Source organism: Asticcacaulis solisilvae (genome assembly GCF_017875235.1).
GTDB classification, from domain to species: Bacteria; Pseudomonadota; Alphaproteobacteria; order Caulobacterales; family Caulobacteraceae; genus Asticcacaulis; species Asticcacaulis solisilvae_A.
The window spans coordinates 389,968-413,488 of sequence record NZ_JAGGMI010000002.1; the positions used below are offsets into that span (position 1 = coordinate 389,968).

Annotated in this window: 21 protein-coding genes; 7 read left to right on the plus strand and 14 right to left on the minus strand. The window is 61.0% G+C overall.

The window, feature by feature from the left end:
- Positions 1-40: 40 nt before the first annotated feature.
- Positions 41-1,225, plus strand: coding sequence for a BaiN/RdsA family NAD(P)/FAD-dependent oxidoreductase (locus tag J2X24_RS04945; protein ID WP_209717472.1), 1,185 nt, complete (start codon positions 41-43; stop codon positions 1,223-1,225).
- Here J2X24_RS04945 and J2X24_RS04950 read toward each other — a convergent pair.
- From J2X24_RS04950 to rpoB, 7 genes are all read right to left on the minus strand, one after another.
- On the minus strand, positions 1,222-1,398 hold the full coding sequence (locus J2X24_RS04950) for a hypothetical protein (protein WP_209717475.1): 177 nt from the start codon (positions 1,396-1,398) through the stop codon (positions 1,222-1,224). The genes J2X24_RS04945 and J2X24_RS04950 overlap by 4 nt on opposite strands.
- Positions 1,395-1,604, minus strand: a complete 210-nt coding sequence (locus tag J2X24_RS04955; RefSeq protein WP_209717478.1) for a helix-turn-helix transcriptional regulator — start codon at positions 1,602-1,604, stop codon at positions 1,395-1,397. Before J2X24_RS04955 ends, J2X24_RS04950 begins: the two co-directional genes overlap by 4 nt.
- Positions 1,605-1,606: 2 nt before the next feature.
- Entirely contained in the window at positions 1,607-2,056 is a 450-nt protein-coding gene (locus tag J2X24_RS04960; RefSeq protein WP_209717481.1) for a hypothetical protein, read from the minus strand.
- Between the two features lie 67 nt (positions 2,057-2,123).
- Positions 2,124-3,251, minus strand: a complete 1,128-nt coding sequence (locus tag J2X24_RS04965; RefSeq protein WP_209717484.1) for a catalase family protein — start codon at positions 3,249-3,251, stop codon at positions 2,124-2,126.
- Positions 3,252-3,322: 71 nt separating this feature from the next.
- Entirely contained in the window at positions 3,323-5,590 is a 2,268-nt protein-coding gene (locus tag J2X24_RS04970) for a TonB-dependent receptor (RefSeq protein ID WP_209717487.1), read from the minus strand.
- Between the two features lie 168 nt (positions 5,591-5,758).
- Entirely contained in the window at positions 5,759-9,946 is a 4,188-nt protein-coding gene (rpoC, locus tag J2X24_RS04975) for a DNA-directed RNA polymerase subunit beta' (RefSeq protein ID WP_209717490.1), read from the minus strand.
- A 97-nt stretch (positions 9,947-10,043) separates the two neighbouring features.
- Positions 10,044-14,120: a DNA-directed RNA polymerase subunit beta gene (gene rpoB, locus J2X24_RS04980; protein WP_209717493.1), complete on the minus strand. Its 4,077-nt coding sequence runs from the start codon at positions 14,118-14,120 to the stop codon at positions 10,044-10,046.
- Positions 14,121-14,572: 452 nt separating this feature from the next.
- Here rpoB and J2X24_RS04985 point away from each other — a divergent pair, with 452 nt between their 5' ends.
- Positions 14,573-14,935, plus strand: coding sequence for a hypothetical protein (locus J2X24_RS04985; RefSeq protein WP_209717500.1), 363 nt, complete (start codon positions 14,573-14,575; stop codon positions 14,933-14,935).
- 156 nt (positions 14,936-15,091) lie between these two features.
- Here the strand turns inward: J2X24_RS04985 and J2X24_RS04990 are convergent, their stop codons facing one another.
- The 4 genes from J2X24_RS04990 to rplJ all read right to left on the minus strand — a co-directional run bounded on the left by J2X24_RS04990 (position 15,092) and on the right by rplJ (position 17,454).
- Entirely contained in the window at positions 15,092-15,874 is a 783-nt protein-coding gene (locus J2X24_RS04990; RefSeq protein ID WP_209717503.1) for a rhomboid family intramembrane serine protease, read from the minus strand.
- 28 nt (positions 15,875-15,902) lie between these two features.
- The gene (locus J2X24_RS04995; RefSeq protein WP_209717506.1) at positions 15,903-16,385 is read right to left on the minus strand and encodes a nucleotidyltransferase family protein; all 483 of its coding nucleotides are present in this window, start codon (positions 16,383-16,385) and stop codon (positions 15,903-15,905) included.
- 120 nt (positions 16,386-16,505) lie between these two features.
- A complete protein-coding gene (gene rplL, locus J2X24_RS05000) occupies positions 16,506-16,895 on the minus strand; it encodes a 50S ribosomal protein L7/L12 (protein ID WP_209717508.1) in 390 nt (129 codons plus the stop codon).
- Positions 16,896-16,941: 46 nt separating this feature from the next.
- Complete coding sequence (rplJ, locus tag J2X24_RS05005; protein ID WP_209717511.1) at positions 16,942-17,454, minus strand: 50S ribosomal protein L10; 513 nt, start codon at positions 17,452-17,454, stop codon at positions 16,942-16,944.
- Between the two features lie 415 nt (positions 17,455-17,869).
- On the opposite strand from rplJ, the gene J2X24_RS05010 reads away from it, so the two are divergent.
- Positions 17,870-18,367, plus strand: coding sequence for a GlcG/HbpS family heme-binding protein (locus J2X24_RS05010; protein ID WP_209717514.1), 498 nt, complete (start codon positions 17,870-17,872; stop codon positions 18,365-18,367).
- Here the strand turns inward: J2X24_RS05010 and J2X24_RS05015 are convergent.
- Positions 18,328-18,600, minus strand: coding sequence for a DUF1272 domain-containing protein (locus J2X24_RS05015; RefSeq protein ID WP_209717517.1), 273 nt, complete (start codon positions 18,598-18,600; stop codon positions 18,328-18,330). The two genes, J2X24_RS05010 and J2X24_RS05015, sit on opposite strands and share 40 nt — an antisense overlap.
- Positions 18,601-18,935: 335 nt before the next feature.
- On the opposite strand from J2X24_RS05015, the gene ftrA reads away from it, so the two are divergent.
- From ftrA to J2X24_RS05035, 4 genes are all read left to right on the plus strand, one after another.
- Positions 18,936-19,922 carry a transcriptional regulator FtrA gene (gene ftrA / locus J2X24_RS05020; protein WP_209717520.1) on the plus strand — a complete coding sequence of 329 codons (987 nt, stop codon included), beginning with the start codon at positions 18,936-18,938 and terminating at the stop codon, positions 19,920-19,922.
- Entirely contained in the window at positions 19,919-20,248 is a 330-nt protein-coding gene (locus tag J2X24_RS05025; RefSeq protein ID WP_209717523.1) for an antibiotic biosynthesis monooxygenase family protein, read from the plus strand. The genes ftrA and J2X24_RS05025 overlap by 4 nt, the downstream gene beginning before the upstream one ends.
- Before the next feature lie 382 nt (positions 20,249-20,630).
- The gene (locus J2X24_RS05030) at positions 20,631-21,248 is read left to right on the plus strand and encodes a MiaE family protein (RefSeq protein ID WP_209717526.1); all 618 of its coding nucleotides are present in this window, start codon (positions 20,631-20,633) and stop codon (positions 21,246-21,248) included.
- Positions 21,249-21,385: 137 nt separating this feature from the next.
- Positions 21,386-22,192: a ThuA domain-containing protein gene (locus J2X24_RS05035; protein ID WP_209717529.1), complete on the plus strand. Its 807-nt coding sequence runs from the start codon at positions 21,386-21,388 to the stop codon at positions 22,190-22,192.
- Positions 22,193-22,400: 208 nt separating this feature from the next.
- Here J2X24_RS05035 and rplA read toward each other — a convergent pair whose 3' ends face one another.
- Together rplA and rplK are read right to left on the minus strand one after the other, a co-directional pair.
- Complete coding sequence (gene rplA / locus J2X24_RS05040) at positions 22,401-23,090, minus strand: 50S ribosomal protein L1 (protein WP_209717531.1); 690 nt, start codon at positions 23,088-23,090, stop codon at positions 22,401-22,403.
- A complete protein-coding gene (gene rplK, locus J2X24_RS05045) occupies positions 23,090-23,518 on the minus strand; it encodes a 50S ribosomal protein L11 (RefSeq protein WP_192620009.1) in 429 nt (142 codons plus the stop codon). The genes rplA and rplK overlap by 1 nt, the downstream gene beginning before the upstream one ends.
- Positions 23,519-23,521: the final 3 nt, after the last annotated feature.

A 23,521-nucleotide genomic window follows, 5' to 3' on the forward strand; every position in this document is an offset into this window, starting at 1 on the left:
AAGCTGCGGCAATTATTTGTGACCGTTTGAGTGAGGGTATTTGCGCAGTTTCGACCTTATCGTTCTGGGCGCCGGCGCCGCCGGCCTGATGTGCGCCATCGAGGCGGCGCGGCGCGGCCGCAAGGTCGTGGTGCTGGATCACGCCAGCAAACCCGCCGAGAAGATCCGCATATCGGGCGGCGGCAAGTGCAACTTCACACACCTGAAAGCGACACCGAAGAATTTCCTCTCACAGAATCCGCACTTCTGCATCTCGGCGCTCAAGCGTTTCACGCCGTGGGACTTTGTCGGCCGGGTGATCGAACGCGGCATCCCCTATTATGAAAAGACGGAGGGGCAGCTGTTCTGCGAGACCTCGGCGCAGGACATTATCGACATGCTGCTCGACGACCTGCAATCGGACGGTGGTGAGTTGTGGCTGAAGACCGATATCCGGCGCGTCGATCATCGCGACGGCGGCTTCGTGCTCGATACGTCAGAAGGCATCATGGCCTGCGAAAAGCTGGTCGTCGCCACCGGCGGCCTGTCGATCCCCAAGATGGGCGCGACCGGCTTTGCCTACGACCTGGCGCGGCAATTCGGCCATGAGATCATTGAGACGCGACCCGCCTTGGTGCCATTCACCTTGGGGCCAGACAAGCTTGAGGATTTCAGCGGCCTGTCGGGCGTGGCGGTCGAGGCGCGCGTGACAGCGGGAAAGACGCAGTTCACCGACGGTTTCCTGTTCACCCACCGCGGTCTGTCGGGCCCGGCGATCTTACAGATCTCCAGCTACTGGCGGACGGGCGAAGCCGTGGAGATCGATCTTTTACCAGGCCTGAACCTGATGGAATGGCTTTTGGAACGCAAGCAGTCGCGCGGCAAGCAGTCGCTCGGCAACGCCCTGGCTGAGCTTTTGCCCAGGCGCCTAAGCGACCGCTGGCTGGAGCTCAATAATTTGCGAAACGAAAGCAATATTGGCGACTTGCCAAATGCAAGCATGGACCTCCTGTCGAAAGCAGTTAAAAAATGGACGCTGCTGCCGATGGGCACCGAAGGTTATCGCACCGCTGAAGTGACCGCCGGCGGCATCGACACCAACGGGCTGTCGTCGCAGACCATGGAAAGCCGCCTGTGCCCCGGCCTCTACTTCATCGGCGAATGCGTCGACGTCACGGGCTGGCTGGGCGGCTATAACTTCCAGTGGGCATGGTCGTCAGGCTGGGCAGCAGGCCAGGCGGTTTAGCCATGCGACGCTAAAACTGCCACGATCGTGACGATCGTCGCGGGCACAGAACTCCAGATCGCGACATTCATCATCAGCGCCTGCGCACGCTTTTTGGCCTCGGCCTTTGCCGCCTCGCGCTTCGGGTTGGCGTAAGGGTTGCGCGTCCACGGATTGCCGTAAGGGGATTTCATAGAGCCTCCAAATAAAAGAGGTCTTCGACACGCACGCCCAGTACCTGCGCCAGCTTGAGCGCCAGGGTCGTCGACGGCACGAAGACTTCGTTTTCGATGGTATTGATCGTCTTGCGCGACACCTGGGCCATGACCGCCAGGTCGGCCTGGGTCAGGCTGCGCGCGGTACGATAGTCTTTCAGCCGATTCCTGAGCCTTTCCGCCACACTCAGTCCTTGCCGAAGAAGGTGACGGTAAAGGCTGGCGCCGCGACGCCGGCGGCCAGCAGCAGCGGCATAAAGGTCCGCATATCGAGGTCGGGCTCAAAAAAGGTCGCGGCATAGACGCTCGCCACCGCTACCAGCAACACCCAGTACCCGCCCTGAAAAGCCAACGCCGTTTTCTCTTTGGAACGCTCGTCGTCAACCAGGACGGCTACGGCGCGATTGCGCTTCAGCATGGCGTATTGCGCCAGGATAAGCAAAAGGCTCACCGCCCAGACCGGCATGGCGAGATGGCGAACGATCTCCCACGTCGATGGCGGCACCCCAAAAGCATCCGACTGCGCCAGTCCCTGCGATCCGATCCAGCCGATATAGGCCAGTGCATTGACGATCATCAGTCCCTTGCGCAAGGCCACATGCTTTTCCGCCCGCCTCGCCAGTTGCTCGCTATCCATGACACACCCCATAAAAGTCACCCTAAGGTTACATGTAACCTATAGGTAACTTCACGTCAAGGGGGCGTCAGGGATAGAAGACCTCAGCCTCCTGCGGCTCATCGGCGAACAGATAGTCAACGCTGTCGGGTTCGGTGATGGTGAGGCCATGGCTCTGGCCACGCGCGCGCACCGAGGCTTCATAAACCGGCTTGCGGGCGCGCTGCACCCAGCCAAGCGGACGATGCACAGCGATGCCGTGCCACGGATTGAACGACATGCCGTCGTCGATGACGCGCGATCGCTCCTCACTCCAGGCCGTCTGAGGGGCGATGGTCAGCCGCGCCACGGTCCGCCATGGACTGTCCTCTTCGGACCACGGTTGCGTACTGTCCTCGACCGGCATGGCTTCGAGATCGGTGCACAACTGGACGCGCAAATCCCACTCACCGCCTTGCATTTCGAAATGGGCATTCATCAACTTGCGAAGCGCAAGCTTGTCGCTATCCGTATCGATCCGTTGGCCGGTCAGTCTTTGCAGGTTGGCCGAGCTTGGCGCCAGCGACAGCTTGGCCATGTAGGGACCGAAAAGGATCGGCACCTGGCTGTAATAGGTCTCGCCCAATGGATGGCGTGGCTGCTCGCCGCCGATGCCGCGCCAACCGGGCGCGTTACCCTCTGCCCCTTCGATAAAGGCTTCAGTCACGCGCGCCACGGCGGCGGTCGCCATCTTCAGCCCCTCCATCCGGCCGCTGATCGCCGCCAGGCCCTTCATCGGCGGGATCATCGCTTTCAGGCTGGGCGCCGCGAAGGCTGGCATGTTGGCCATGATGAAATCCTGGGTCGTCGCGCCTTCCGACCCCGGCAGGCGCTCACCGTCGACACCGATCAGCTTGATGGCAAAGCCACGTGGCGTACCGAAGGCATCAGGCAGGATTTCGCCGGGAACGGTCGATATCCGGATGACGGCGTCATAAACCTCGGCCTGCGCGAAGACGCCCTGCGCAAGGGTCTCATCTAAGTCGTCCAGCACCTCAAGCCGCCCGATCAGGAGACCGTGGCTCTTGCTGTGCTGGGCGCGCTGGAGGTCGTGGGGATCATCGGTCGCCCGCCGCATGCTCTTGATGTGGATGGCGGCCAGATCGGCAATGGTTTCCGCCTCGTCCGGCTGCGGCACTTCGACAGCGGGCGTATAAAGCACAGGTGCGTTGGGCATGGTGATAATCCCCGGATCACCACGGCAGGCTAGTCAAACCGGGATAAGCTTTCGATATGCAATTGTAGTACTCAGGGCCGCACATCTTCAGGCTTCGGCGGAGCGAAACTGCCCGAAGCAAACCGCCGGCTGAGCCGGATTTCAAATATGGGCGCCCTCTGGCGCGAGCCACTGGTGCTGCGGACGGAACCAATATCGCGGACGACCAAGGTTTCGCGCGGCTTGAAAAGGTCATTGACCGCAACCGTCAGGGTGATGTCCCGCGCCAGATCGCGATACCAGGATAAGGACCCGCCGCTGAAGCCCGAGGCATAGCCGTCTCCGGTCAGCCTTTTCCCCGTAAAATATCCGTTCAGGGAGATGGTGCTTTTCTCCAGCCTGTAGCTGACGCCGAACTGGCCGCTGGAGGTGACCATCGACCGTGGCTCCGGCGCGTCCGGCACCTGCATGTCCGTGACGTAGACATCGAGATTGGCGTTTACGAACCAGCGCTCACCCAGGCTATTGCTATACGTCGTCTGCACGCCGGTCTGGCGGCTGGATCCAGCATTGCGCCGTGACACCAGGACGACCTGGTTGCCGGCGCCCTGGGGATCAGGGATGATCTCGGTCACCGGATTGATCATACGGTCGTTGTCGAGGCTGTAAAGGCGGACCGAGTAGCTGGCCGCCATCTTGGCGTATTCGTAGGACGCCTCAAAGGAATTGATTTCCTGAGGCTTCAGCGCCGGCGCGCCGACCCGCACCAGCTGTGTATTGACGTAGACGAGCGACGGGTTCAGGTCATAGGGTGTCGGCCTTTGCAGCCGGCGGGAATAGTTCAGCCGTATCTTGCGAACGTCGGAAATGACATAGGTCGCAAACAGGCTGGGATTGACATTGGTATAGGCGATTTTGACCGGCTCGGTCCCGCCCACGTCCGGGCTTTCATAGTCCAGCGCCTCGGCACGGAGGCCACCCAGCACGACCCAGTGATCGCCCAGCGCTTTTTGATAGGTGACATAGGCCGCGCTGATCGTCTGGCGATAATCGAAGCGGTTGCTCAACAGCGGATTGGCCAGCGTGACCGTGGCGCCCGGCGCATAGGGGCTGAATATCAGGCTGTCCTGCGTAGTGTCGTCCCGGTCGATCTGTGCCCCGGCCGATATCTGGTCGTCGCCGATATAGCCATTATAGTCGATACTTAAGGTAGACTTGGTCGCCTCGGTGTCGTTCGCGCTAGGCTGGCGGCGCTGGCTGCCGCTGGCAAGAATGCTCGAAAGCGCGTAATCCATCAGGAAGTCGCCGTTGGACTGCATCGTCTCCCTCGTCACCTTGGCGTCGAGCTTTAGCGTCTCGCCCAGGGTCTTGCCGATGCGTGTCCAGCCCAGGCCCAGCGTCGTCGTCCGGTTGTCGAAATGCGAGGCGCCGGTGCTTTCGTACTGATCCGTCACCACGCCCGCGGTATTGCGGATCGTCGTCTCGCCGTTGCTCCGTGAGGTGCCGGACATGGCCATGACATTGACCAGCCCGGTGATGGTGTCGTACGGCCCGGCGTCATAGTCGACCGTGGCATTGCCGTAGACCGAACGGCTGGTGAACGCGCTGACGCCGGTATTGTCCGTCGAACGCAATGTCTGGCCGTTGCTGTCTAGTTCGGCCTGGGACGACCGGTCGCGCGAGCGGTTGCGATTGTCCGATGCGTTGAGCGAAGCCATGGTGGCGAACCGCCCGCGATTGTACTGCAGGAAGCCGCCGGCGCTATAACCGCCCGTCGAGGTGACCTGAGCGTTCACATCGGCGAACATACCTGGCGGGGCGGCTTTCTTGGTCACGATGTTGATGATTCCGCCGGCGCTTGAGGAACCATACTGCGCGCCCGGATTGGACATGACTTCGATCGATGACACCGTGCCCGACGGCATGGCCTTGAGCGCCGCGGCGCGGTTGTCGCCGGAAAACAAGGGCGATGGCTTGCCGTTGACAAGGATTTCGACCGAATTGCCATGCAGGGTTACGTCGCCCGACGGCGTGACATTGACACCGGGAACCTTCTCCAGCGCATCGGCCGTCGTGCCGGTGGCGTTGTCCGGGTCCTTAGAGACGTCATAGACCTGGCGGTCGATGCGATTGAGTGGCCGCTTGCCGTTGACGACGACCGGATCGTCCTCCTCGTCCACGGGCTGGCACGTCTCCGTTTCCGTTTCCTCGTCCGCCGGTTCCGCGCGCTCGCACGCCTTGTCTTTGGCCTTGTCCCCGGCCGCTTCTTCGCCCTTGTCCTGCGGCTCGGCCGCTTCCTTTGCCGGGCAGGTTTGCGCCACGGCAGGCACGGCCGCCGCCCAGGCGAGCGCGCAGATCATTCCCCCTAAATATACTCTGTGCGTCATGCGGCGGCGGTCAGATGGCAAATCGGTTCGAATGGTAGCCTATACCATCGATTGTGTCGAAAAACCGGTCAAAGCCTTTGGCAAAACAAAACCCCTGGGGCGCGGCCCCAGGGGTTTCAATTTTTGTACGCAAGCGAGCGATTACTCGCCGGCGACCGGGCCTTCGAGCAGGACTTCCGCCGGCAGCGGCTCCATCGTCTCTTCGCGCTGGTGCGTCAGCTGCTCGTCGCGCTTGAGCGCGATGCGTTGCAGCGACCGCAGGTAGGCGCCCGTACCGGCCGGGATCAGACGGCCGACGATGACGTTTTCCTTCAGGCCGTCCAGCGTATCGATCTTGCCCTGGACAGAGGCTTCGGTCAGGACGCGCGTCGTTTCCTGGAACGAAGCGGCCGAGATGAACGAACGGGTCTGCAAGCTTGCCTTGGTGATACCCAGCAGGACGGCCTGGGTGATGGCCGGACGGCCGCCACGCTTTTCCGCCTTGAGGTTCTCGGCATCGACTTCCGACTTGTCGAGGTGGTCGCCCTTGATGAGGCCCGTATCACCGGCATCGAGGATTTCGACCTTCTGCAGCATCTGACGCACGATGACTTCGATGTGCTTGTCGTTGATCGGCACGCCCTGGAGGCGGTAAACCTCCTGGATTTCGTTGACCAGGTACTCGGCCAGCGCCTCGACGCCCAGGATGCGCAAGATATCGTGCGGATCCGGGTTGCCGTCGATGATGTAGTCGCCGCGCTGGATGATATCGCCGTCGTGGACGGAGATATGCTTGCCCTTCGGGATCAGGAACTCGACCGGCTCCGAACCGTCCTCCGGCGTGATCTTGATGCGGCGCTTGTTCTTGTAGTCACGGCCGAATTCAACGCGGCCATCCATTTCGGCGATGACGGCGCAGTCCTTCGGACGGCGGGCTTCGAACAGTTCGGCGACGCGCGGCAGACCGCCGGTGATGTCGCGGGTCTTGGCGCCTTCGGTCGGGATACGGGCCAGGATGTCGCCCGGCTTGATCTCGTCGCCGTTGCCGACGGAGAGAATGGCCCCGACCGGCAGCATGTAGCGCGAGTCAGCGCCCGAAGACAGCTTCTTGTAGGCGCCCGATTCATCCGTGATGGCCATGGCCGGACGGACGTCCGCCGACTTCGACGAGCCGCGCCAATCGACGACGACGCGGTTGGTGATGCCGGTGGCTTCGTCGGTTTCCTCGCGGACCGACATGCCGTCGACCAGGTCCTCGTAACGGATCTTGCCGCCCACTTCGGTGATGATCGGGGTGGTGTACGGGTCCCACTCGGCCAGGCGCTGGCCCTTCTTGACCTGGGTGCCTTCCTCGACGCGCAGGCGCGAACCGTAGCCGACCTTGTAGGTCTCGCGGTCCTTGCCGTCGTGGTGGATGGTGATCATCAGGTTGCGCGACATCGAGATCAGGTCGCCATGCGAACCGCGGACGGTGTTGCCGCCCGAGATCTTCACGACGCCGTCCGAGGTCGTTTCGTAGAACGACTGCTCGGCGACCTGAGCGGTACCGCCGATGTGGAAGGTACGCATGGTCAGCTGGGTGCCGGGTTCACCGATCGACTGCGCCGCGATGACGCCAACCGCTTCGCCCATGTTCACGCGGGTACCGCGCGCCAGGTCACGGCCGTAGCAGGCCGAGCAGGTGCCGAGGTCGGCTTCGCAGGTCAGGACCGAGCGGACCTTCACCGACTGGACGCCCGAGGCTTCGATCAGTTCGACGACGTCTTCATCGATATAGGCGTCGGCTTCGACCACGACTTCACCGGTCGCGACGTCCTTGATGTCTTCCGCCGTGCAGCGGCCAAGCACGCGCTGGCCCAGCGAGACGAGGACGTCACCGCCTTCGACAACGGCCTTCAGCGTGATGCCACGCGTCGTGCCGCAGTCTTCTTCCATGATGATACAGTCCTGGGCGACGTCGACAAGACGGCGCGTCAGGTAGCCGGAGTTGGCGGTCTTCAGCGCGGTGTCGGCCAGACCCTTACGGGCGCCGTGGGTCGAGTTGAAGTATTCGAGAACCGACAGGCCTTCCTTGAAGTTCGAGATGATCGGCGTTTCGATGATCGAGCCGTCGGGCTTGGCCATCAGGCCGCGCATACCGCCGAGCTGCTTCATCTGGGCCTGCGAACCACGGGCGCCGGAGTTGGCCATCATGTAGATCGAGTTGATCTCCTTTTCGCGGCCATTCTCGTGCTTATGCTTGCGGCTGATTTCCTTCATCATTTCGTCGGAAACGCGGTCCGTCGCCTTCGACCAGGCGTCGACGACCTTGTTGTACTTCTCACCCTTGGTGATCAGGCCGTCGGCGTACTGCTGCTCGTATTCCTCGACCAGGGTCCGCGTCTCTTCGACGATGCCCTTCTTGGTGTCGGGGATAACGATGTCGTCCTTGCCGAACGAGATACCGGCGCGGGCAGCTTCCTTGAAGCCCAGAGCCATCATCTGGTCGGCGAAGATCACCGTCGCCTTCTGGCCGCAGTGGCGATAGACGACGTCGATCAGGTTGCCGATTTCCTTCTTAGTCAGGGTCTTTTCCAGGACCTTCAGGCCGATATTCTCGTTCTGCGGCAGCAGAGCGGCGATCTTCATGCGGCCCGGCGTGGTGTCGACGACGCGCGTGCGAACAACGCCGTCTTCGTCCTTTTGCGTGAAGCGGCACTTGATCTTGGCGTGCATCGAGACCGAGCCCGAATCCAGCGCCTGCTGGATTTCGTTCAGGTCACCGAAGACCATGCCTTCGCCCTGCTCCCCGTCCTTGACCAGCGACAGATAGTAGAGACCCAGCACGATGTCCTGCGACGGAACGATGATCGGACGACCGTTGGCGGGCGACAGGATGTTGTTGGTCGACATCATCAGGACGCGCGCTTCCAGCTGCGCTTCGAGCGACAGCGGGACGTGCACGGCCATCTGGTCACCGTCGAAGTCGGCGTTGAAGGCCGAACAGACGAGCGGGTGCAGCTGGATGGCCTTGCCTTCGATCAGCTTGGGTTCGAACGCCTGGATGCCGAGACGGTGCAGCGTCGGGGCGCGGTTCAGCATGACCGGGTGTTCGCGGATGACCTCTTCGAGGATATCCCACACCTGCGGCTGTTCACGCTCGACCATGCGCTTGGACTGCTTGACGGTACCCGACAGGCCCTTGGCGTCGAGGCGCGCATAGATGAACGGCTTGAACAGTTCCAGAGCCATCTTCTTCGGGATGCCGCACTCGTGCAGCTTCAGTTCCGGACCGACGGTGATAACCGAACGGCCGGAATAGTCGACGCGCTTGCCGAGCAGGTTTTGGCGGAAGCGGCCCTGCTTGCCCTTCAGCATGTCAGCCAGCGACTTCAGAGGACGCTTGTTGGCGCCGGTGATGACGCGGCCGCGGCGGCCGTTGTCGAACAGGGCGTCGACCGATTCCTGCAGCATCCGCTTTTCGTTGCGGATGATGATGTCCGGCGCGCGCAGTTCCATCAGGCGCTTCAGACGGTTGTTCCGGTTGATGACGCGACGGTACAGGTCGTTGAGGTCAGACGTCGCGAAGCGGCCGCCGTCCAGCGGCACCAGCGGACGCAGTTCCGGCGGGATGACCGGCACGACGGTCAGGATCATCCATTCCGGACGGTTGCCGGATTCGATGAAGCTTTCGATGAGCTTGAGGCGCTTCGAGAGCTTCTTGCCCTTCATTTCCGACGTGTTGTCGACCAGGTCGGCGCGGATCTTTTCGGCGATGTCGTTCAGTTCCATCGCCATCAGCATGTTGCGGACGGCTTCGGCGCCGATTTCGGCGGTGAAGCTGTCATCGCCGAATTCTTCCTGGTAGCGGAAGTACTCGTCTTCGCTGAGCAGCTGGTTCAGCTTCAGCGGCGTCAGGCCCGGTTCGGTGACGATGTAGTTTTCGAAATAGAGAACGCGCTCGACGTCCTTCAGCGCCATGTCGAGGATCATGGCGATACGCGACGGCAGGGACTTCAGGAACCAGATGTGGGCGACCGGCGAGGCCAGTTCGATGTGGCCCATGCGCTCACGGCGAACGCGCGACAGCGTGACTTCGACGCCGCACTTTTCGCAGATGATGCCCTTGTACTTCATGCGCTTGTACTTGCCGCACAGGCATTCGTAGTCCTTGGTCGGGCCAAAGATACGGGCGCAGAACAGGCCGTCACGTTCCGGCTTGAACGTACGGTAGTTGATGGTTTCCGGCTTCTTGATTTCGCCGAACGACCACGACAGGATCTTTTCCGGCGAGGCCAGGGTGATGCGGATCTGGTCGAAGGTCGGGGCGACCTGGACCGGATTGAAGATATTCAGGACTTCCTGGTTCATTTCCAGTGACTCCACTGTGCCAATCGGCACGAAATTCCAAAAAATTACGGACGGCTAAAGGGGTGTCCGAGGGGTGTTAACACCCCTCGGTCTTCACTTACCCTTGCCCATTTTCCAGTTCGACGTTCAGACCCAAGGAACGCATTTCCTTGATCAGGACGTTGAACGATTCCGGGATACCGGCTTCGAAGCTGTCGTCGCCACGGACGATGGCTTCGTAAACCTTGGTGCGGCCCGCCACGTCGTCCGACTTGACGGTGAGCATTTCCTGGAGCGTGTAGGCGGCGCCGTAGGCTTCCAGCGCCCAGACTTCCATTTCCCCGAAGCGCTGACCGCCGAACTGCGCCTTACCACCCAGCGGCTGCTGCGTGACGAGCGAGTATGGCCCGATCGAACGTGCGTGAATCTTGTCGTCGACCAGGTGGTGCAGCTTCAGCATGTAGATGATGCCGACCGTGACCGGACGCTTGAACTGCTCACCGGTCAGGCCGTCGAACAGGACCGACTGGCCCGAACGGTTGAGGCCGGCCGTTTCCAGCATGTCTTCGATGTCGTCGATATGAGCGCCGTCGAAGACCGGGGTCGCGATCGGCACGCCGCGCGACAGGTTCTTCGCCAGTTCGATCAGTTCCTCGTCCGTATCCGGCAGTTCCTGATCCTTGCCATAGACGGCTTGCAGGTGCTCGATGAGCGCCTGCTTCTGGCCGCCGTTCTGCCAGTCTTCGAGCATGGCCGTGATCTGCTTGCCAATATTGGCGCAGGCCCAGCCGAGGTGGGTTTCGAAGATCTGACCGACGTTCATGCGCGAAGGCACGCCCAGCGGGTTCAGAACGATGTCGACGTGTTCGCCGTCGGCCAGGAAGGGCATGTCCTCGACCGGAAGGATCTTGGAGATAACCCCCTTGTTGCCGTGACGGCCGGCCATCTTGTCGCCCGGCTGAAGCTTGCGCTTCACGGCCACGAAGACCTTGACCATCTTCATGACGCCCGGCGGCAGTTCGTCACCGCGCTGCAGCTTCTCGACCTTGTCCTCGAAGCGGCGGTCCAGACGCTTGCGGGCGTCCTGGAACTGACGGTTCATGGCCTCGAGTTCGCCCATGACCTTTTCGTCTTCGAGGGCGATCTGCCACCACAGGCCGCGCGAGATTTCGCTGAGCTTCTCTTCGGTGATTTCGCCGCGGCCCAGGCCCTTCGGACCCGAGATGGCGTTCTTACCGACCAGAATCTCTTTCAGGCGGCCGTAGATGTTGCGTTCCAGGATCGACAGTTCGTCGTCGCGGTCCTTGCCCAGACGGTCGATTTCGGCGCGTTCGATGGCCTGAGCGCGTTCGTCCTTTTCGACGCCGTGACGGTTGAAGACGCGGACTTCGACGACGGTGCCGGCAACACCCGGCGGCAGGCGCAGCGAGGTGTCGCGGACGTCAGACGCCTTTTCACCGAAGATGGCGCGCAGCAGCTTTTCTTCCGGCGTCATCGGGCTTTCGCCCTTCGGCGTTACCTTGCCGACCAGGATATCGCCCGGCTGGACTTCGGCGCCGATGGCAACAATGCCGGCTTCGTCGAGGTTGCGGAGCGCTTCTTCGCCGACGTTCGGGATATCGCGGGTGATTTCTTCCGGCCCAAGCTTGGTGTCGCGGGCCATGACTTCAAACTCTTCCAGGTGGATAGAGGTGAAAATGTCGTCGCGCACGATGCGCTCGGAGATCAGGATCGAGTCTTCGAAGTTGTAGCCATTCCACGGCATGAAGGCCACGAGGACGTTGCGGCCCAGAGCCAGATCACCCAGGTCGGTCGACGGGCCGTCGGCGATGATGTCGCCGGCCGAGACCTTGTCGCCGACCTTAACGATCGGACGCTGGTTGATACAGGTGTTCTGGTTCGAACGCTGGAACTTCGACAGGCGATAAATGTCGACGCCCGGCTTGTTCGGGTCCTGCTCTTCGGTGGCGCGCACGACGATACGTGTGCCGTCGATCTGTTCGACGATGCCGGTACGGCGGGCGGCGACGGTAGCACCCGAGTCACGGGCCACGACTTCTTCCATGCCGGTGCCGACGAAGGGCGCGTCCGCCTTCACCAGCGGCACGGCCTGACGCTGCATGTTCGAGCCCATGAGGGCGCGGTTGGCGTCGTCGTTTTCAAGGAAGGGGATCAGCGCGGCAGCGACCGAAACGACTTGCTTGGGCGACACGTCCATATAGTCGACGGTCGTGGCTTGCTGCAGGCCCGGTTCGCCGTTGACGCGGCCCTGGACCAGGTCGTCGACGATCTTCTTGCCGGTGTCGAGCGTGATGTTCGCCTGGGCGATCACGTGCTTCGACTCTTCCATGGCCGACATGTAGGTCACGTCTTCCTGAGCGACGCCGTCCACGACCTTGCGGTACGGGCTTTCGATAAAGCCGTACTTGTTGACGCGGGCGTGGGTAGCCAAGCTGTTGATCAGACCGATGTTCGGGCCTTCCGGCGTTTCAATCGGGCAGATACGGCCGTAGTGGGTCGGGTGCACGTCGCGGACTTCGAAGCCCGCGCGTTCGCGCGTCAGACCGCCTGGGCCAAGGGCCGAGAGACGGCGCTTGTGGGTGATCTCGGACAGCGGGTTCGTCTGGTCCATGAACTGCGACAGCTGCGACGAGCCGAAGAATTCACGCACGGCAGCGGCGGCCGGCTTGGCGTTGATCAGGTCGTGCGGCATGACCGTGTCGATATCGACGCTGGACATACGCTCCTTGATGGCGCGTTCCATGCGCAGCAGACCGACGCGGTACTGGTTTTCCAGCAGTTCGCCGACCGAACGGACGCGGCGGTTGCCGAGGTTATCGATGTCGTCGATTTCGCCGCGGCCGTCACGAAGGCCAACCAGGATCTTGAGGATCTTCAGGATGTCGTCCTTGCGCAGCACGCGCTCGCTGTCGGCGACGTCCTGCTCGAGGCGCATGTTCATCTTGACGCGACCGACGCTGGACAGGTCGTAGCGCTCGATTTCGAAGAACAGCGACTGGAACATGGCTTCGGCCGCTTCGATCGTGGGCGGCTCGCCCGGACGCATCACACGGTAGATATCGAACAGGGCGTCTTCACGGCCGCTGTTCTTGTCGACGCGCAGGGTCGAACGCATGTACGGCCCGACCGTGACGTGGTCGATGTCGAGCACGTCGATGGTGGTGAAGCCGTTTTCTTCCAGTGTCTTGACGGCGGCGGCATCGAGCTCGTCACCGGCTTCGGCGTAGATTTCGCCGGTCTGGAAATTGACTTCGTCGCGCGCCAGGTACTTGCCGATCAGGGCGTCCGGCGACAGCAGCAGCGACTTCACGGTATCGCCCAGCTTCTTGGCCGAACGGGCCGAGATCTTGGTGCCGGCCGGCGCGACCACTTCGCCGGTGTCGGCGTCGATCAGGTCGAATTCCGGCTTCACACCGCGCCAGCGCTCGAACTTGTACGGCGTGACCCAACCGGCTTCGCGCTTTTCGTACGGCACGACGTCATAGAAGGTCGTGAGGATTTCTTCGCCGTCCATGCCCAGGGCATAGAGGAAGGAGGTCGCCGGCAGCTTGCGGCGGCGGTCGATACGGACATAGACGATGTCCTTGGCGTCGAATTCGAAGTCGAGCCAGGAGCCGCGATACGGGATGATGCGGGCGCCGAACAGGAGCTTGCCCGACGAGTGCGTCTTGCCCTTGTCGTGGTCGAAGAAGACGCCCGGCGAACGGTGCATTTGCGAGACGATGACGCGCTCGGTGCCGTTGACGATAAAGGTGCCCTTGTCCGTCATGAGCGGGATATCGCCCATATAGACGTCCTGCTCCTTGATGTCCTTGACCGAACGAGCGCCCGTTTCCTCGTCGCTTTCGAACACGATCAGACGCAGCTTGACTTTCAGCGGCGCGGCATAGGTGATGTCGCGCTGGATGCATTCTTCCACGTCGTACTTGGGCTCTTCGAACTCATACGACACGTATTCCAGCGTGGCGCGCTCGTTGAAATCCTTCACCGGGAAGACCGACTTGAAGACAGCTTCCAGGCCGTCGTCGACGCGCTCTGACGGGCGGACGAAGCGTTGCAGGAACTGTTCGTAGGACGAGCGCTGAACCTCGATCAGGTTCGGCATTTGGATAGCTTCAGGGATGCGGCCGAAAGACTTGCGGATCCGCTTCTTCTGGGTGAACGACAGGGCCATCGTTTTTCCTTGGCGTGAGAAAACGCTAAAAAGTGTGGTCGTATAAAAGGCAGTCAGACTGCGCGCGAAAGGTTATCGGCCGATCCCGGCCAGAGTTTGCTTCGCGCCTGCTCTTTTTTGGCTTTTAGAGGCCAAAGACGCTTTTGTTTTTGATCCGTTTCAGGATCAACCCTTCGCCGGTGGAAAGAGCATAAAGCCGGCCTTTCGGGTCCCACAACAAGACAAACTACGCTTTATGGGGGAGCGTGCCATAGCGTACTAATTTTGTTTCGTAAAGAGGGCAGATGGATTTATTTCGTTTTTTGTCAAGAGGGCAATTTCCACGGCGCGCCTACAATCTAAAAAAACCACCATGGCGATAAATTTAAGCCATAATCCCCTACATAATCTTGCCGAGGTTGAATATACTGTATACGTTTTGCAGTGCGCACCACGCGCATTTGGAGACTGCTATGCAATCGGAACCGAACAATCGTATGTTTTCAACGCGTAGTAAAATGAGTATCGCGGGCGTTGTCACCGCCCTCGCCTTTTTTGCAGCGACCGTTGCCCAGGCCGGCATGACCATCACCGGGCAAGGTTATTATTCGTCGAACTGCTACGACCACCAGAGCAGATGTCTCTCGGAAGCCTCCGCCACGCCTATCGCCATGTGGTCGATGGGATACATCGACTCCGCGACGATGTCTGCATGGATCGGCGAAAACCAGGCTGCCTGTGGCTCCGCTGTCGGCACTTGCATGGCGTCACCGACCTCAAGCCCAAGCTCACCTAGTGGCAAGATATTCTTCTACTACGCAACGCTTCCGCACTAAATCGGAATCGGTTCATATGGAAGCACCATTCCGATCTAAGTTTATGCCTTGTCGCGATATTTTTGACGAAAGCCGCTGACACTTTTCGCCATATCGCTCTATGGACGATCGGCACGAGATGCGGCCGCCGCGTCTCGTGCCACTGAACCTTCATAGCTAAAACCGGATCACTTCGACCCCGGCTTTCCAGTCGCGGTCCCAGCCCTGGCCCTTCATCAGGCCGATCAGAACAAAGCCGGCAACGAAGCCACCCAGGTGCGCCTCCCAGGCGATTGGGACATCGAGGCTGGGCGCCTGGCCTGACAGAACCTGAAGCAGCAGGTAGGGGCCGCCGAACAGGACGATGACCACGGCGTTACTCCAAATGAAGAACCAAACGGCTTCGAGCGTCCGCCGGCTGAAGACCGGCGCGACGCGGTCGGCGAAGATATCTAGCCGCATGACGGCGGCATAGACACCGTAGATGGCGCCCGACGCCCCAACCAGCGGCACGCCGCTATCGCGGTGGAAGGCCCAGAAGACCGCCACGCCCGCCAGGCCGATCAACAGATAGAAGATGTGAAACGGCACAAGTCCGCGCCAGCCCTTGCCGAAGCGCGCCGCCACCAGCGGTGCCAGCGACAGATAGGCCCACATGTTCATGCCGATATGGGCGTAGCTGATGAAGGGATTAACGCCGTCGCCGTGCATGAAGATCGAAGTCAGCGGCGTCCACCAGCGGCCGTCTTTCAGTGCCTGGGCGGAAAAGGCATAGGTATCGAGCGGAACCAGACCGCGCTGCTGGCCGGCGAAGACGGCGGCGCAGGTGAGGACCACGATCCAGACCGGCCAGTTGCGTGGATCGAACATGAGCGAAAAGACGCTCACGCGCCGCGTCACGACGCCTGTGGGCATCGGCCTCAGTCTGTGCGTCACCGGTACGGCCGTGCCCTCATCCATGCTTAACATATGGCCCAGAGACGACGGTTTACAAAGCCCTCCAGCCAGAATTTTGCGCCAGAAATTTACGAATGAGGTCGGCGCGTCTCAGGTCTTTGTCGCGGCCAAACAGTTCCAGGACCGCGATCTGTTCGGACAGTTCCGGCACGACGACAGGACCTTTGGCCGTCTCGATCCTGCGGCGGGTGTGGAGTTTCAGAGGCTGCCAGCCACCACCGGACCTGACCTCGAACCCGCCCATGAATTCAACCGGCACGCCGCCAAGGGGCTGATGCACGGCAAAAACAGTTGAGCGAAACAGGGGATCATTCGACGGCGGCAGGGGATCGAGCCGCAGGCGCTCAAGCACTTTCGCAATCGTAGCTTCCGAAGCAAAGAGATCGACATCCTTGGCTTCGGTCTCAACGCCGCACAGCACCATGGCCGCACTGCCGATAATCCACCAGTCAACCGCAATTGGCGGCATGACAGACGCGGCAAATTCGATTGCCGTTTGCAAGTTTACACGCATTTCCACTTCCAAATGATATCATTGCGTTACTCCCGTCCCCCCGCAAGCAGGGAGAGGGAATAAAAAAAACGGGCCGGAGTTGCCTCCGGCCCGTCGTGAAATATCAGGCAAAAGCCGAAATTACTTAACTTCGACCTTGGCGCCGGCGTCTTCCAGCTTCTTCTTGATGTCGGCAGCTTCTTGCTTCGAGACGTTTTCCTTGACGGTCTGCGGAGCGCCTTCGACGAGGTCCTTGGCTTCCTTCAGGCCGAGGTCCGAACGGATGCCACGGATTTCCTTGATCACGTTGATCTTCTTGTCGCCGCCGTCGGTCAGGACAACGGTGAATTCGGTTTGCTCTTCAGCGGCTTCAGCCGGAGCAGCGCCACCGCCGGCCGGAGCGGCAGCAGCAACGGCGACCGGAGCGGCGGCCGAGACGCCCCACTTTTCTTCGAGCAGCTTCGACAGTTCAGCGGCTTCGAGAACGGACAGGGCGGACAGGTCTTCGACCAGCTTTTCGAGTTTGGACATTTGATTTCCTTAAAAGATGAAGTGTTGAGTGAAAGGGTCTGTGTTCTTACGCGTTGGCGCGCGCATGAGCGCCGATGACGCGAGCGACAGCGCCGGCAGGCGCTTGCAGGACGCCAGCGATCTTGGTCGCCGGGGCTTGCAGCAGGCCCAGCAGCTTGCCGCGCAGCTCGTCGATCGACGGCAGCGTGGCCAGCGACTTGACGCCGGCTTCGTTCAGGACTTCCGTGTCCATGATGCCGCCAATGATCTTGAGCTTGTCATTCTCTTTGGCGTACTGGACGGAAATCTTGGCAGCGGTAACCGGATCGGCCGAATAGACCAGGGCGACCGGGCCTTTGAACAGGGCATCGCCCTTTTCGCCGACCTTGCCGTCCAGGGCCTTTTGGGCCAGGCGGTTCTTGAACACCTTCACAACGGCGCCTTCCTTGCGGAGACGGTTGCGAAGTTCAGACATTTCCACAAAGGTCATACCCGTATACTGGGTGACAACCACGGTGGCATGGTCGGCGAATACGCTTTTCAGCTCTTCGATCGACGCAGCCTTTTGAGCGCGGTCCATAAGTGGCCTCCATGGGATATGTGACGGCAGATGCCGTCACGGCGGTGACATCCCGGCCCAAGGGCCGGAACAACGAAGTCCCTGTCGTTTCCGCAAAACGGAGCCGTCAGGGCAACTGTCCAGATGAGATGCTGATCACCACGAGGCCACGGTTCCATCTAGGGAAACAGTGAATCTCTTGAGGCGTTTCGCGTCCCGTCTCAATTCGGCGTCTGAGGGCTCTCAGACATTATGGAACAGGCGGCCCCTGCTCCCCGAAGGTCTCGGACAGAACGGGTGAAAGGCAAGCCTTCCACGCCGGAGCGCGCCTGTTACAGGCAAAACGCGGAAAAGGCAAGCCCCGATTACCGTTCGCGAAAGATGACGGCGGGAAACAGTCATGGTAAACCGGTGTCATATATAAAGGGGAGAGATCATGAAACCTGTCATTATTGCCTTCGCCGCCGTCCTGGCGGTCGCCGCGCCCGCGTTCGCCGAAACAAAACCAGCCGCGCCGGCACCCCTTGCCTATCCGCCCTATGGGCGCACTGTGACCTTGGCCGAGGCCAGGACGGCCGCGGCCGCCGCCGAAGCCGAGGCGCTCAGGAACGGCTGGAACATGGTCATCACGGTCGTCGAGCCCAATGGCGCCATGGTGCTGAGCCAGAAGATGGACGGGACGCAGTACGGTTCCAACGACGTCGCACGCCGCAAAGCCGAAACCGCCGCCAGCTTCAAGCGCCCGACCTCCTATTTCCAGGAAGCGGTCAAGGCCGGCACGCTGAATTCCATCTTCAGCGGCGCCCTGGCGATCGAAGGCGGCGAACTGCTGATCGTCGACAATACCGTGGTCGGCGCGATTGGCGTATCCGGCGGCACCGGCGCGCAGGACGGTCAGGTGGCGCGCGTGGCCGCGGCCGCAATTTTGAAGTGATCGCACGGCTCGGCGCGCAAAACGCGCCGGCCTGACGGCGGGTTTGCGGTCAGCTTTTGCGCCGGGCGTATGGGCCGCCTGACCAGTTCGCCGCCGCAGTTCGGGCAGGTGAACGCCATGGCCTGCGCGCAATCCTGGCAGAAGGTGCATTCGAAGGTGCAAATCATCGCTTCACGCGTCTCCGGCGGCAGGTCTGCGTCGCAGCATTCACAATTGGGCCTGAGTTCCAGCATGTGACCTCAAAAAAAATTGGAGGAGGACGCGCCAACATCCTCCTCCGTATCGCTCGGACTGCGGCAACCCGGAGAAGGAAGTGTGCCCGAACAATCTTTACCTAACGTAATGCAGGAACCGTGCCTCGGCCGGTCACCACCACGTTCACATTACAATCGAACCTGACCGGCGCGACCTAACGGCGATTGGTGACAGTTTCCGGCAGTACGGCCCGATAAGTAGTCACACCGGAACGGCTGGGCGGCGCGCCCGCAATACATTGTCGATGAAAGTGATTGTGCCGCAAGGGATGGATGGCTTGAAGGTGGCGGAAATGACATATAAAGTAAGAATCATGCCAAACACGTCCTTCCCCGCCCCGCTGCCCAACCGCAAGGTCTGCGCCGTTGCCTTCGATGGCATGCCTCTGTTTGAGTTTTCGATCGCGGTCGAACTGTTCGGCCTCGACCGGCCGGAGATGGGCCCGGATTGGTACAGCTTCCAGGTGGTCGGTCTCGACGAAGGCCCCTGCCGGACGACGGCGGGCGTACAGGTGGCCGCCCCCTATCCTTTGGAAGCCAGTGAGGATGCCGGCACCATCATCATCCCCGGCTGGCCGATCTCCCGGCCGGTGCCGGATAAGCTTCGCGATGTGATTATCCGCGCCTATGGCCGCGGCGCACGCATCCTGACCATCTGTTCCGGTATCGAGGTGCTGGCGGCGTGCGGCCTGCTGGACGGCAGACGCGCCACCACGCACTGGAAATATACCGATCGCATCCGCCAGCATTATCCGGACATCGAGGTCGTGCCGGATGTCCTCTACATCGACGAGGGCCAGATCCTGACCTCGGCCGGCAGCGCCGCTGGCATCGACCTGTGCCTGCACCTGATCCGGCGCGACTTCGGCCCCGCCGCCGCCAACACGGTTGCCCGCCGGCTAGTCGTCCCGCCGCACCGCGACGGCGGTCAGGCGCAATATATCGAACGCGCCGTCCCTGTCGTCTATGAAAGCGACCGGTTGGGGCCGCTGCTCGACCACATGCGCCGCAACCTTCACAAGGATCATCGCATTGGCGACCTAGCCAAGCGCGCCGGCATGAGCGAGCGGACCTTCCTGCGCCGCTTCTCCGAAGCGACCGGCACGACACCCGCCAAATGGCTTTTGACGGCGCGGCTCAACGAGGCGCGCGACCACCTCGAATCCAGCGACATTACGGTTGAGGAAATCGCCACGCGCGCGGGCTTTGGCACCACGACCAATCTGCGCCACCACTTCCGCGAACAGCTGAACACGACGCCGACCGCCTATCGCCAGACTTTTTCGCGGGCCACGGCATGAGCTTCGCCACCCTGCCCGCCCCGCCCTACTATATCGTCAGCTTCTCGTCGCGCCGGACCGAAGGCGACCAGGGCTACGGCGATATGGCGGTGAAGATGGCGGAACTGGCGGCGCAGCAACCGGGCTATCTCGGCGTCGAAAGCGCGCGCGATGCCGATGGCTTCGGCATCACCAATTCCTTCTGGATGGATGAAGACAGTATCCGCGCCTGGAAGCGCGTGGTCGACCACCTGGCGGCCCAGAAGACCGGCCGGGAGACCTGGTACGAACACTACGAAGTGCGTATCGGCCGGATCGAGCGCGCCTATGGGTTCAGCAGGCGGTAAAGCTATGGCGGGGGAGGACGCGCCTACATCCTCCCCCTTTTATTACCTGAGCTGCGGCAACCCGGAGAAGGAAGTTCACTCAGATAATCTCAGTAATGCAAATCGTGCCATGTACATGCGACGCAACCACTCAAACATTACAACATTGTAATATTCGCCCTAGAGTAACCGAGTCATTGTCTGTTCATGAATGTTGGCGTGAAGGTGGCCTGTTGTCGAATGAATTATGCGTAATGTTTGTTTATCATTTTGCATAAGTTTGCAAAAACAGTAATAATAGTTACATTATCAAGTAAATTGAAGAACACTGCATGCGGTCGGTCGAGTGGCTTGATTTTACCGGCGCATTTTGGCACTGCCTCCGGACCAACGGAGCAGGATAATGGCGGACAACATTCATGAGTTTCTGGGCAGCGCGACGCCGCAGGCCTGGATCGACGCTGCTGTCGCCAATGTCGACACCCTGCTGCTGGATCACAAGAACTGCGAATACAAGGCCGCCAGCAACGCCATCAACCTTATGGCCAAGTACCAGGAGCGCCCCGACCTGATCAACGCCATGTCGCGGCTGGCGCGCGAAGAACTGGTCCATTACGAGCAGGTGTTGAAGATCATAAAGGCGCGCAACATACCCTTACGCCCCCTCACCGCGGCCCGCTATGCCTCGGGCCTGCGGGCGCTGGTCCGGCGCAACGAACCCGGCATGATCACCGACATCCTGCTGATCAGCGCCTTTATCGAGGCACGGTCGTGCGAGCGTTTCGGCGCGGTTGCGCCGCACCTCGACGCCGAACTGTCTAAATTCTACTCAGGCCTGCTGGCCAGCGAAGCCCGGCATTTCCAGGGTTATATCCGTCTGGCGCATCTCTATGGCGACGCGGAGGACATCGGAAAGCGCATTGCCGTTATCCGGCCGGTCGAGCAGGCTCTGGTCGCCGATCCTGACAGCGATTTCCGTTTTCACTCCGGTCCTCCGATACCGGCACTTGCCGTGGCGTAAAAGGCGTTCTAACCTCTGGATTGAGGGTGGTTCCGCCACCGCTCCAATCCAGAATTTTGTTTCGCCGCGATATTTTGCCGAAAACCGCTGTACACTTTTCGGCATATCGCTCGTGGAAAACAACAGAGGAGATGTCCATGCGCGCCCTATTCCTGACAGCCGCGTTTATGGCCCTGGCCGCCGCCCCCGCCGGCGCCGAGCGTGTAAAGCCCGTATTCGAAACCGAAGCCCCTGCCGTCCCCAAGGACATCAAGCGTCCGGCCATTCTTCTCCTGTCCAAGGCCAACGACTGGCGCCACGACAGCATGCCGGTAACCGCCAAGGCGGTGACCGATATCGCCAACAAACGCGGCTGGAAAATCTATGAGACGTCGAATGCGGCGATTTTCAATAAAAAGGACATGAAGCGCTTCGACGTGCTGGTACTCAACCACACGACCGGGGACCTGTTCACTGCGGATCAGAAGGTTGTCTTCCAGAAGTGGCTGGAAAACGGGGGCCGCATCGTTGCTGTGCACGGCGCCGGCGGCACCAAGAACCATGGCTGGCCGTGGTATATCGACAATGTTATCGGCACGGGCTTTATCGCCCACCCGCCGACGATCCAGGACGGCGTCCTCACCGTCGAAGACCCCAGCCATCCGGCGATGAAGGGCCTGCCGGCCAAATGGACGCATAATGAAGAGTGGTACACGTTCACGCGCAATCCGCGTGGCCCGGGTGTGAAGGTTCTGGCGACCGTCGATGAGACGACCTATGACCCTACAGAGCCGCTGCGTATGGGCGCCGACCATCCGATCATCTGGACGAAGTGCCAGGGCAAGGGCGGCATTTTCTATAGCGCGCTCGGCCACCAGATCAAAGACTGGAGCGATCCCGTCTTCCTCAGCCATATCGAAGGCGCCATGGAATGGGCCCGCGATAAAAAGCAGAAGGCCTGCTGAGCCTGACGGCTTCGGTCAAATCCCCCTTCCGTCATTTGCTCCGCAAATGCCACCTTCCCCGTAAACGGGGAAGGTGGACGCGAAGCTGACGGAAGGGGGACTTGCGACGCCTGACCGAGGCTTTGATCTCGCCTTGCCAGGCTCCAAGCCAACAAAAAAGCCGCCCCGTAAAAGGAGCGGCTTTTTCAATTTCGATTTGAAACCGAAATTACAGGTTCGTGGTGGCGGTATCGACCTTCACGCCCGGGCCCATCGTCGAAGACAGCGAGATCTTCTTGACGTAGAGGCCCTTGGCGCCCGACGGACGGGCCTTGACCAGCGCGTCGACCAGAGCCTTGACGTTGCGTTCCAGGTCTTCGGTCGAGAACGACACCTTGCCAACGCCGACGTGGACGATGCCGGCCTTTTCGACGCGGAACTCGACCGCACCGCTCTTGGCGTCCTTGACGGCCTGAGCGACGTTCGGGGTGACGGTGCCGACCTTCGGGTTCGGCATCAGGCCGCGCGGGCCCAGCACCTTACCGAGGCGACCGACCAGGGCCATCATGTCCGGAGACGCGATGACGCGGTCGAAGTCCATGAAGCCGCCCTGGATCTTTTCGACCAGGTCTTCGGCGCCGACGACTTCAGCGCCAGCGGCCAGAGCTTCTTCAGCCTTCTTGTCCTTGGCGAACACGGCGACGCGGACGTCCTTGCCGGTGCCGGCGGGCAGGTTGACAACGCCACGGACCTGCTGGTCGGCGTGACGCGGATCGACGCCCAGGTTGACGGCGATTTCGACGGATTCGTCGAACTTGGCCTTGGCGTTGGCCTTAACGACACCCAGAGCTTCCGTCAGCGGATAGATCTTGGTCGAGTCGGCGTTCCACGCCTGAATACGTTTTGCGATCTTGGTCATTAGTCGACAATCCTCAGGCCCATGGAGCGAGCAGAGCCTTCGATGATCTTCGACGCCTGGTCGAGATCATGAGCGCTCAGGTCCTTCATCTTCTTTTCAGCGATGTCACGCAGCTGCTGGCGCGTGATCTGGCCGGCCGAATCGCGGCCCGGCAGCTTGGAGCCGGACTTCAGGTTCAGGGCCTGCTTGATGAAGAAGGTCGCCGGCGGCGTCTTGGTGACGAAGGTGAACGACTTGTCCTGATACACCGTGATGATGGTCGGGAGCGGCGTGCCTTTTTCGACGTTTTCGGTACGGGCGTTGAATTCCTTACAGAAACCCATGATGTTGACGCCGCGTTGACCCAGTGCAGGGCCGATCGGGGGCGAAGGCGTGGCAGAGCCAGCCTTCACCTGGAGCTTGATATAGCCCAGGATTTTCTTAGCCATTGA

What these genes read in the sequence shown, in the direction of transcription:
- J2X24_RS05030 (WP_209717526.1), top strand. Translation starts at nt 20,631, where the DNA reads ATGGCGGACAACATTCATGAGTTTCTGGGCAGCGCGACGCCGCAGGCC.
- rpoB (WP_209717493.1), bottom strand. Translation starts at nt 14,120, where the DNA reads ATGGCCCTGTCGTTCACCCAGAAGAAGCGGATCCGCAAGTCTTTCGGC.
- J2X24_RS04970 (WP_209717487.1), bottom strand. Translation starts at nt 5,590, where the DNA reads ATGATCTGCGCGCTCGCCTGGGCGGCGGCCGTGCCTGCCGTGGCGCAA.
- J2X24_RS04950 (WP_209717475.1), bottom strand. Translation starts at nt 1,398, where the DNA reads ATGAAATCCCCTTACGGCAATCCGTGGACGCGCAACCCTTACGCCAAC.
- J2X24_RS04960 (WP_209717481.1), bottom strand. Translation starts at nt 2,056, where the DNA reads ATGGATAGCGAGCAACTGGCGAGGCGGGCGGAAAAGCATGTGGCCTTG.
- rplA (WP_209717531.1), bottom strand. Translation starts at nt 23,090, where the DNA reads ATGACCAAGATCGCAAAACGTATTCAGGCGTGGAACGCCGACTCGACC.
- J2X24_RS05035 (WP_209717529.1), top strand. Translation starts at nt 21,386, where the DNA reads ATGCGCGCCCTATTCCTGACAGCCGCGTTTATGGCCCTGGCCGCCGCC.
- J2X24_RS05010 (WP_209717514.1), top strand. Translation starts at nt 17,870, where the DNA reads ATGAAACCTGTCATTATTGCCTTCGCCGCCGTCCTGGCGGTCGCCGCG.
- J2X24_RS04995 (WP_209717506.1), bottom strand. Translation starts at nt 16,385, where the DNA reads ATGCGTGTAAACTTGCAAACGGCAATCGAATTTGCCGCGTCTGTCATG.
- rpoC (WP_209717490.1), bottom strand. Translation starts at nt 9,946, where the DNA reads ATGAACCAGGAAGTCCTGAATATCTTCAATCCGGTCCAGGTCGCCCCG.
- J2X24_RS05025 (WP_209717523.1), top strand. Translation starts at nt 19,919, where the DNA reads ATGAGCTTCGCCACCCTGCCCGCCCCGCCCTACTATATCGTCAGCTTC.
- J2X24_RS04985 (WP_209717500.1), top strand. Translation starts at nt 14,573, where the DNA reads ATGCAATCGGAACCGAACAATCGTATGTTTTCAACGCGTAGTAAAATG.
- ftrA (WP_209717520.1), top strand. Translation starts at nt 18,936, where the DNA reads ATGCCAAACACGTCCTTCCCCGCCCCGCTGCCCAACCGCAAGGTCTGC.
- J2X24_RS04965 (WP_209717484.1), bottom strand. Translation starts at nt 3,251, where the DNA reads ATGCCCAACGCACCTGTGCTTTATACGCCCGCTGTCGAAGTGCCGCAG.
- rplJ (WP_209717511.1), bottom strand. Translation starts at nt 17,454, where the DNA reads ATGGACCGCGCTCAAAAGGCTGCGTCGATCGAAGAGCTGAAAAGCGTA.
- rplL (WP_209717508.1), bottom strand. Translation starts at nt 16,895, where the DNA reads ATGTCCAAACTCGAAAAGCTGGTCGAAGACCTGTCCGCCCTGTCCGTT.
- J2X24_RS05015 (WP_209717517.1), bottom strand. Translation starts at nt 18,600, where the DNA reads ATGCTGGAACTCAGGCCCAATTGTGAATGCTGCGACGCAGACCTGCCG.
- J2X24_RS04990 (WP_209717503.1), bottom strand. Translation starts at nt 15,874, where the DNA reads ATGGATGAGGGCACGGCCGTACCGGTGACGCACAGACTGAGGCCGATG.
- rplK (WP_192620009.1), bottom strand. Translation starts at nt 23,518, where the DNA reads ATGGCTAAGAAAATCCTGGGCTATATCAAGCTCCAGGTGAAGGCTGGC.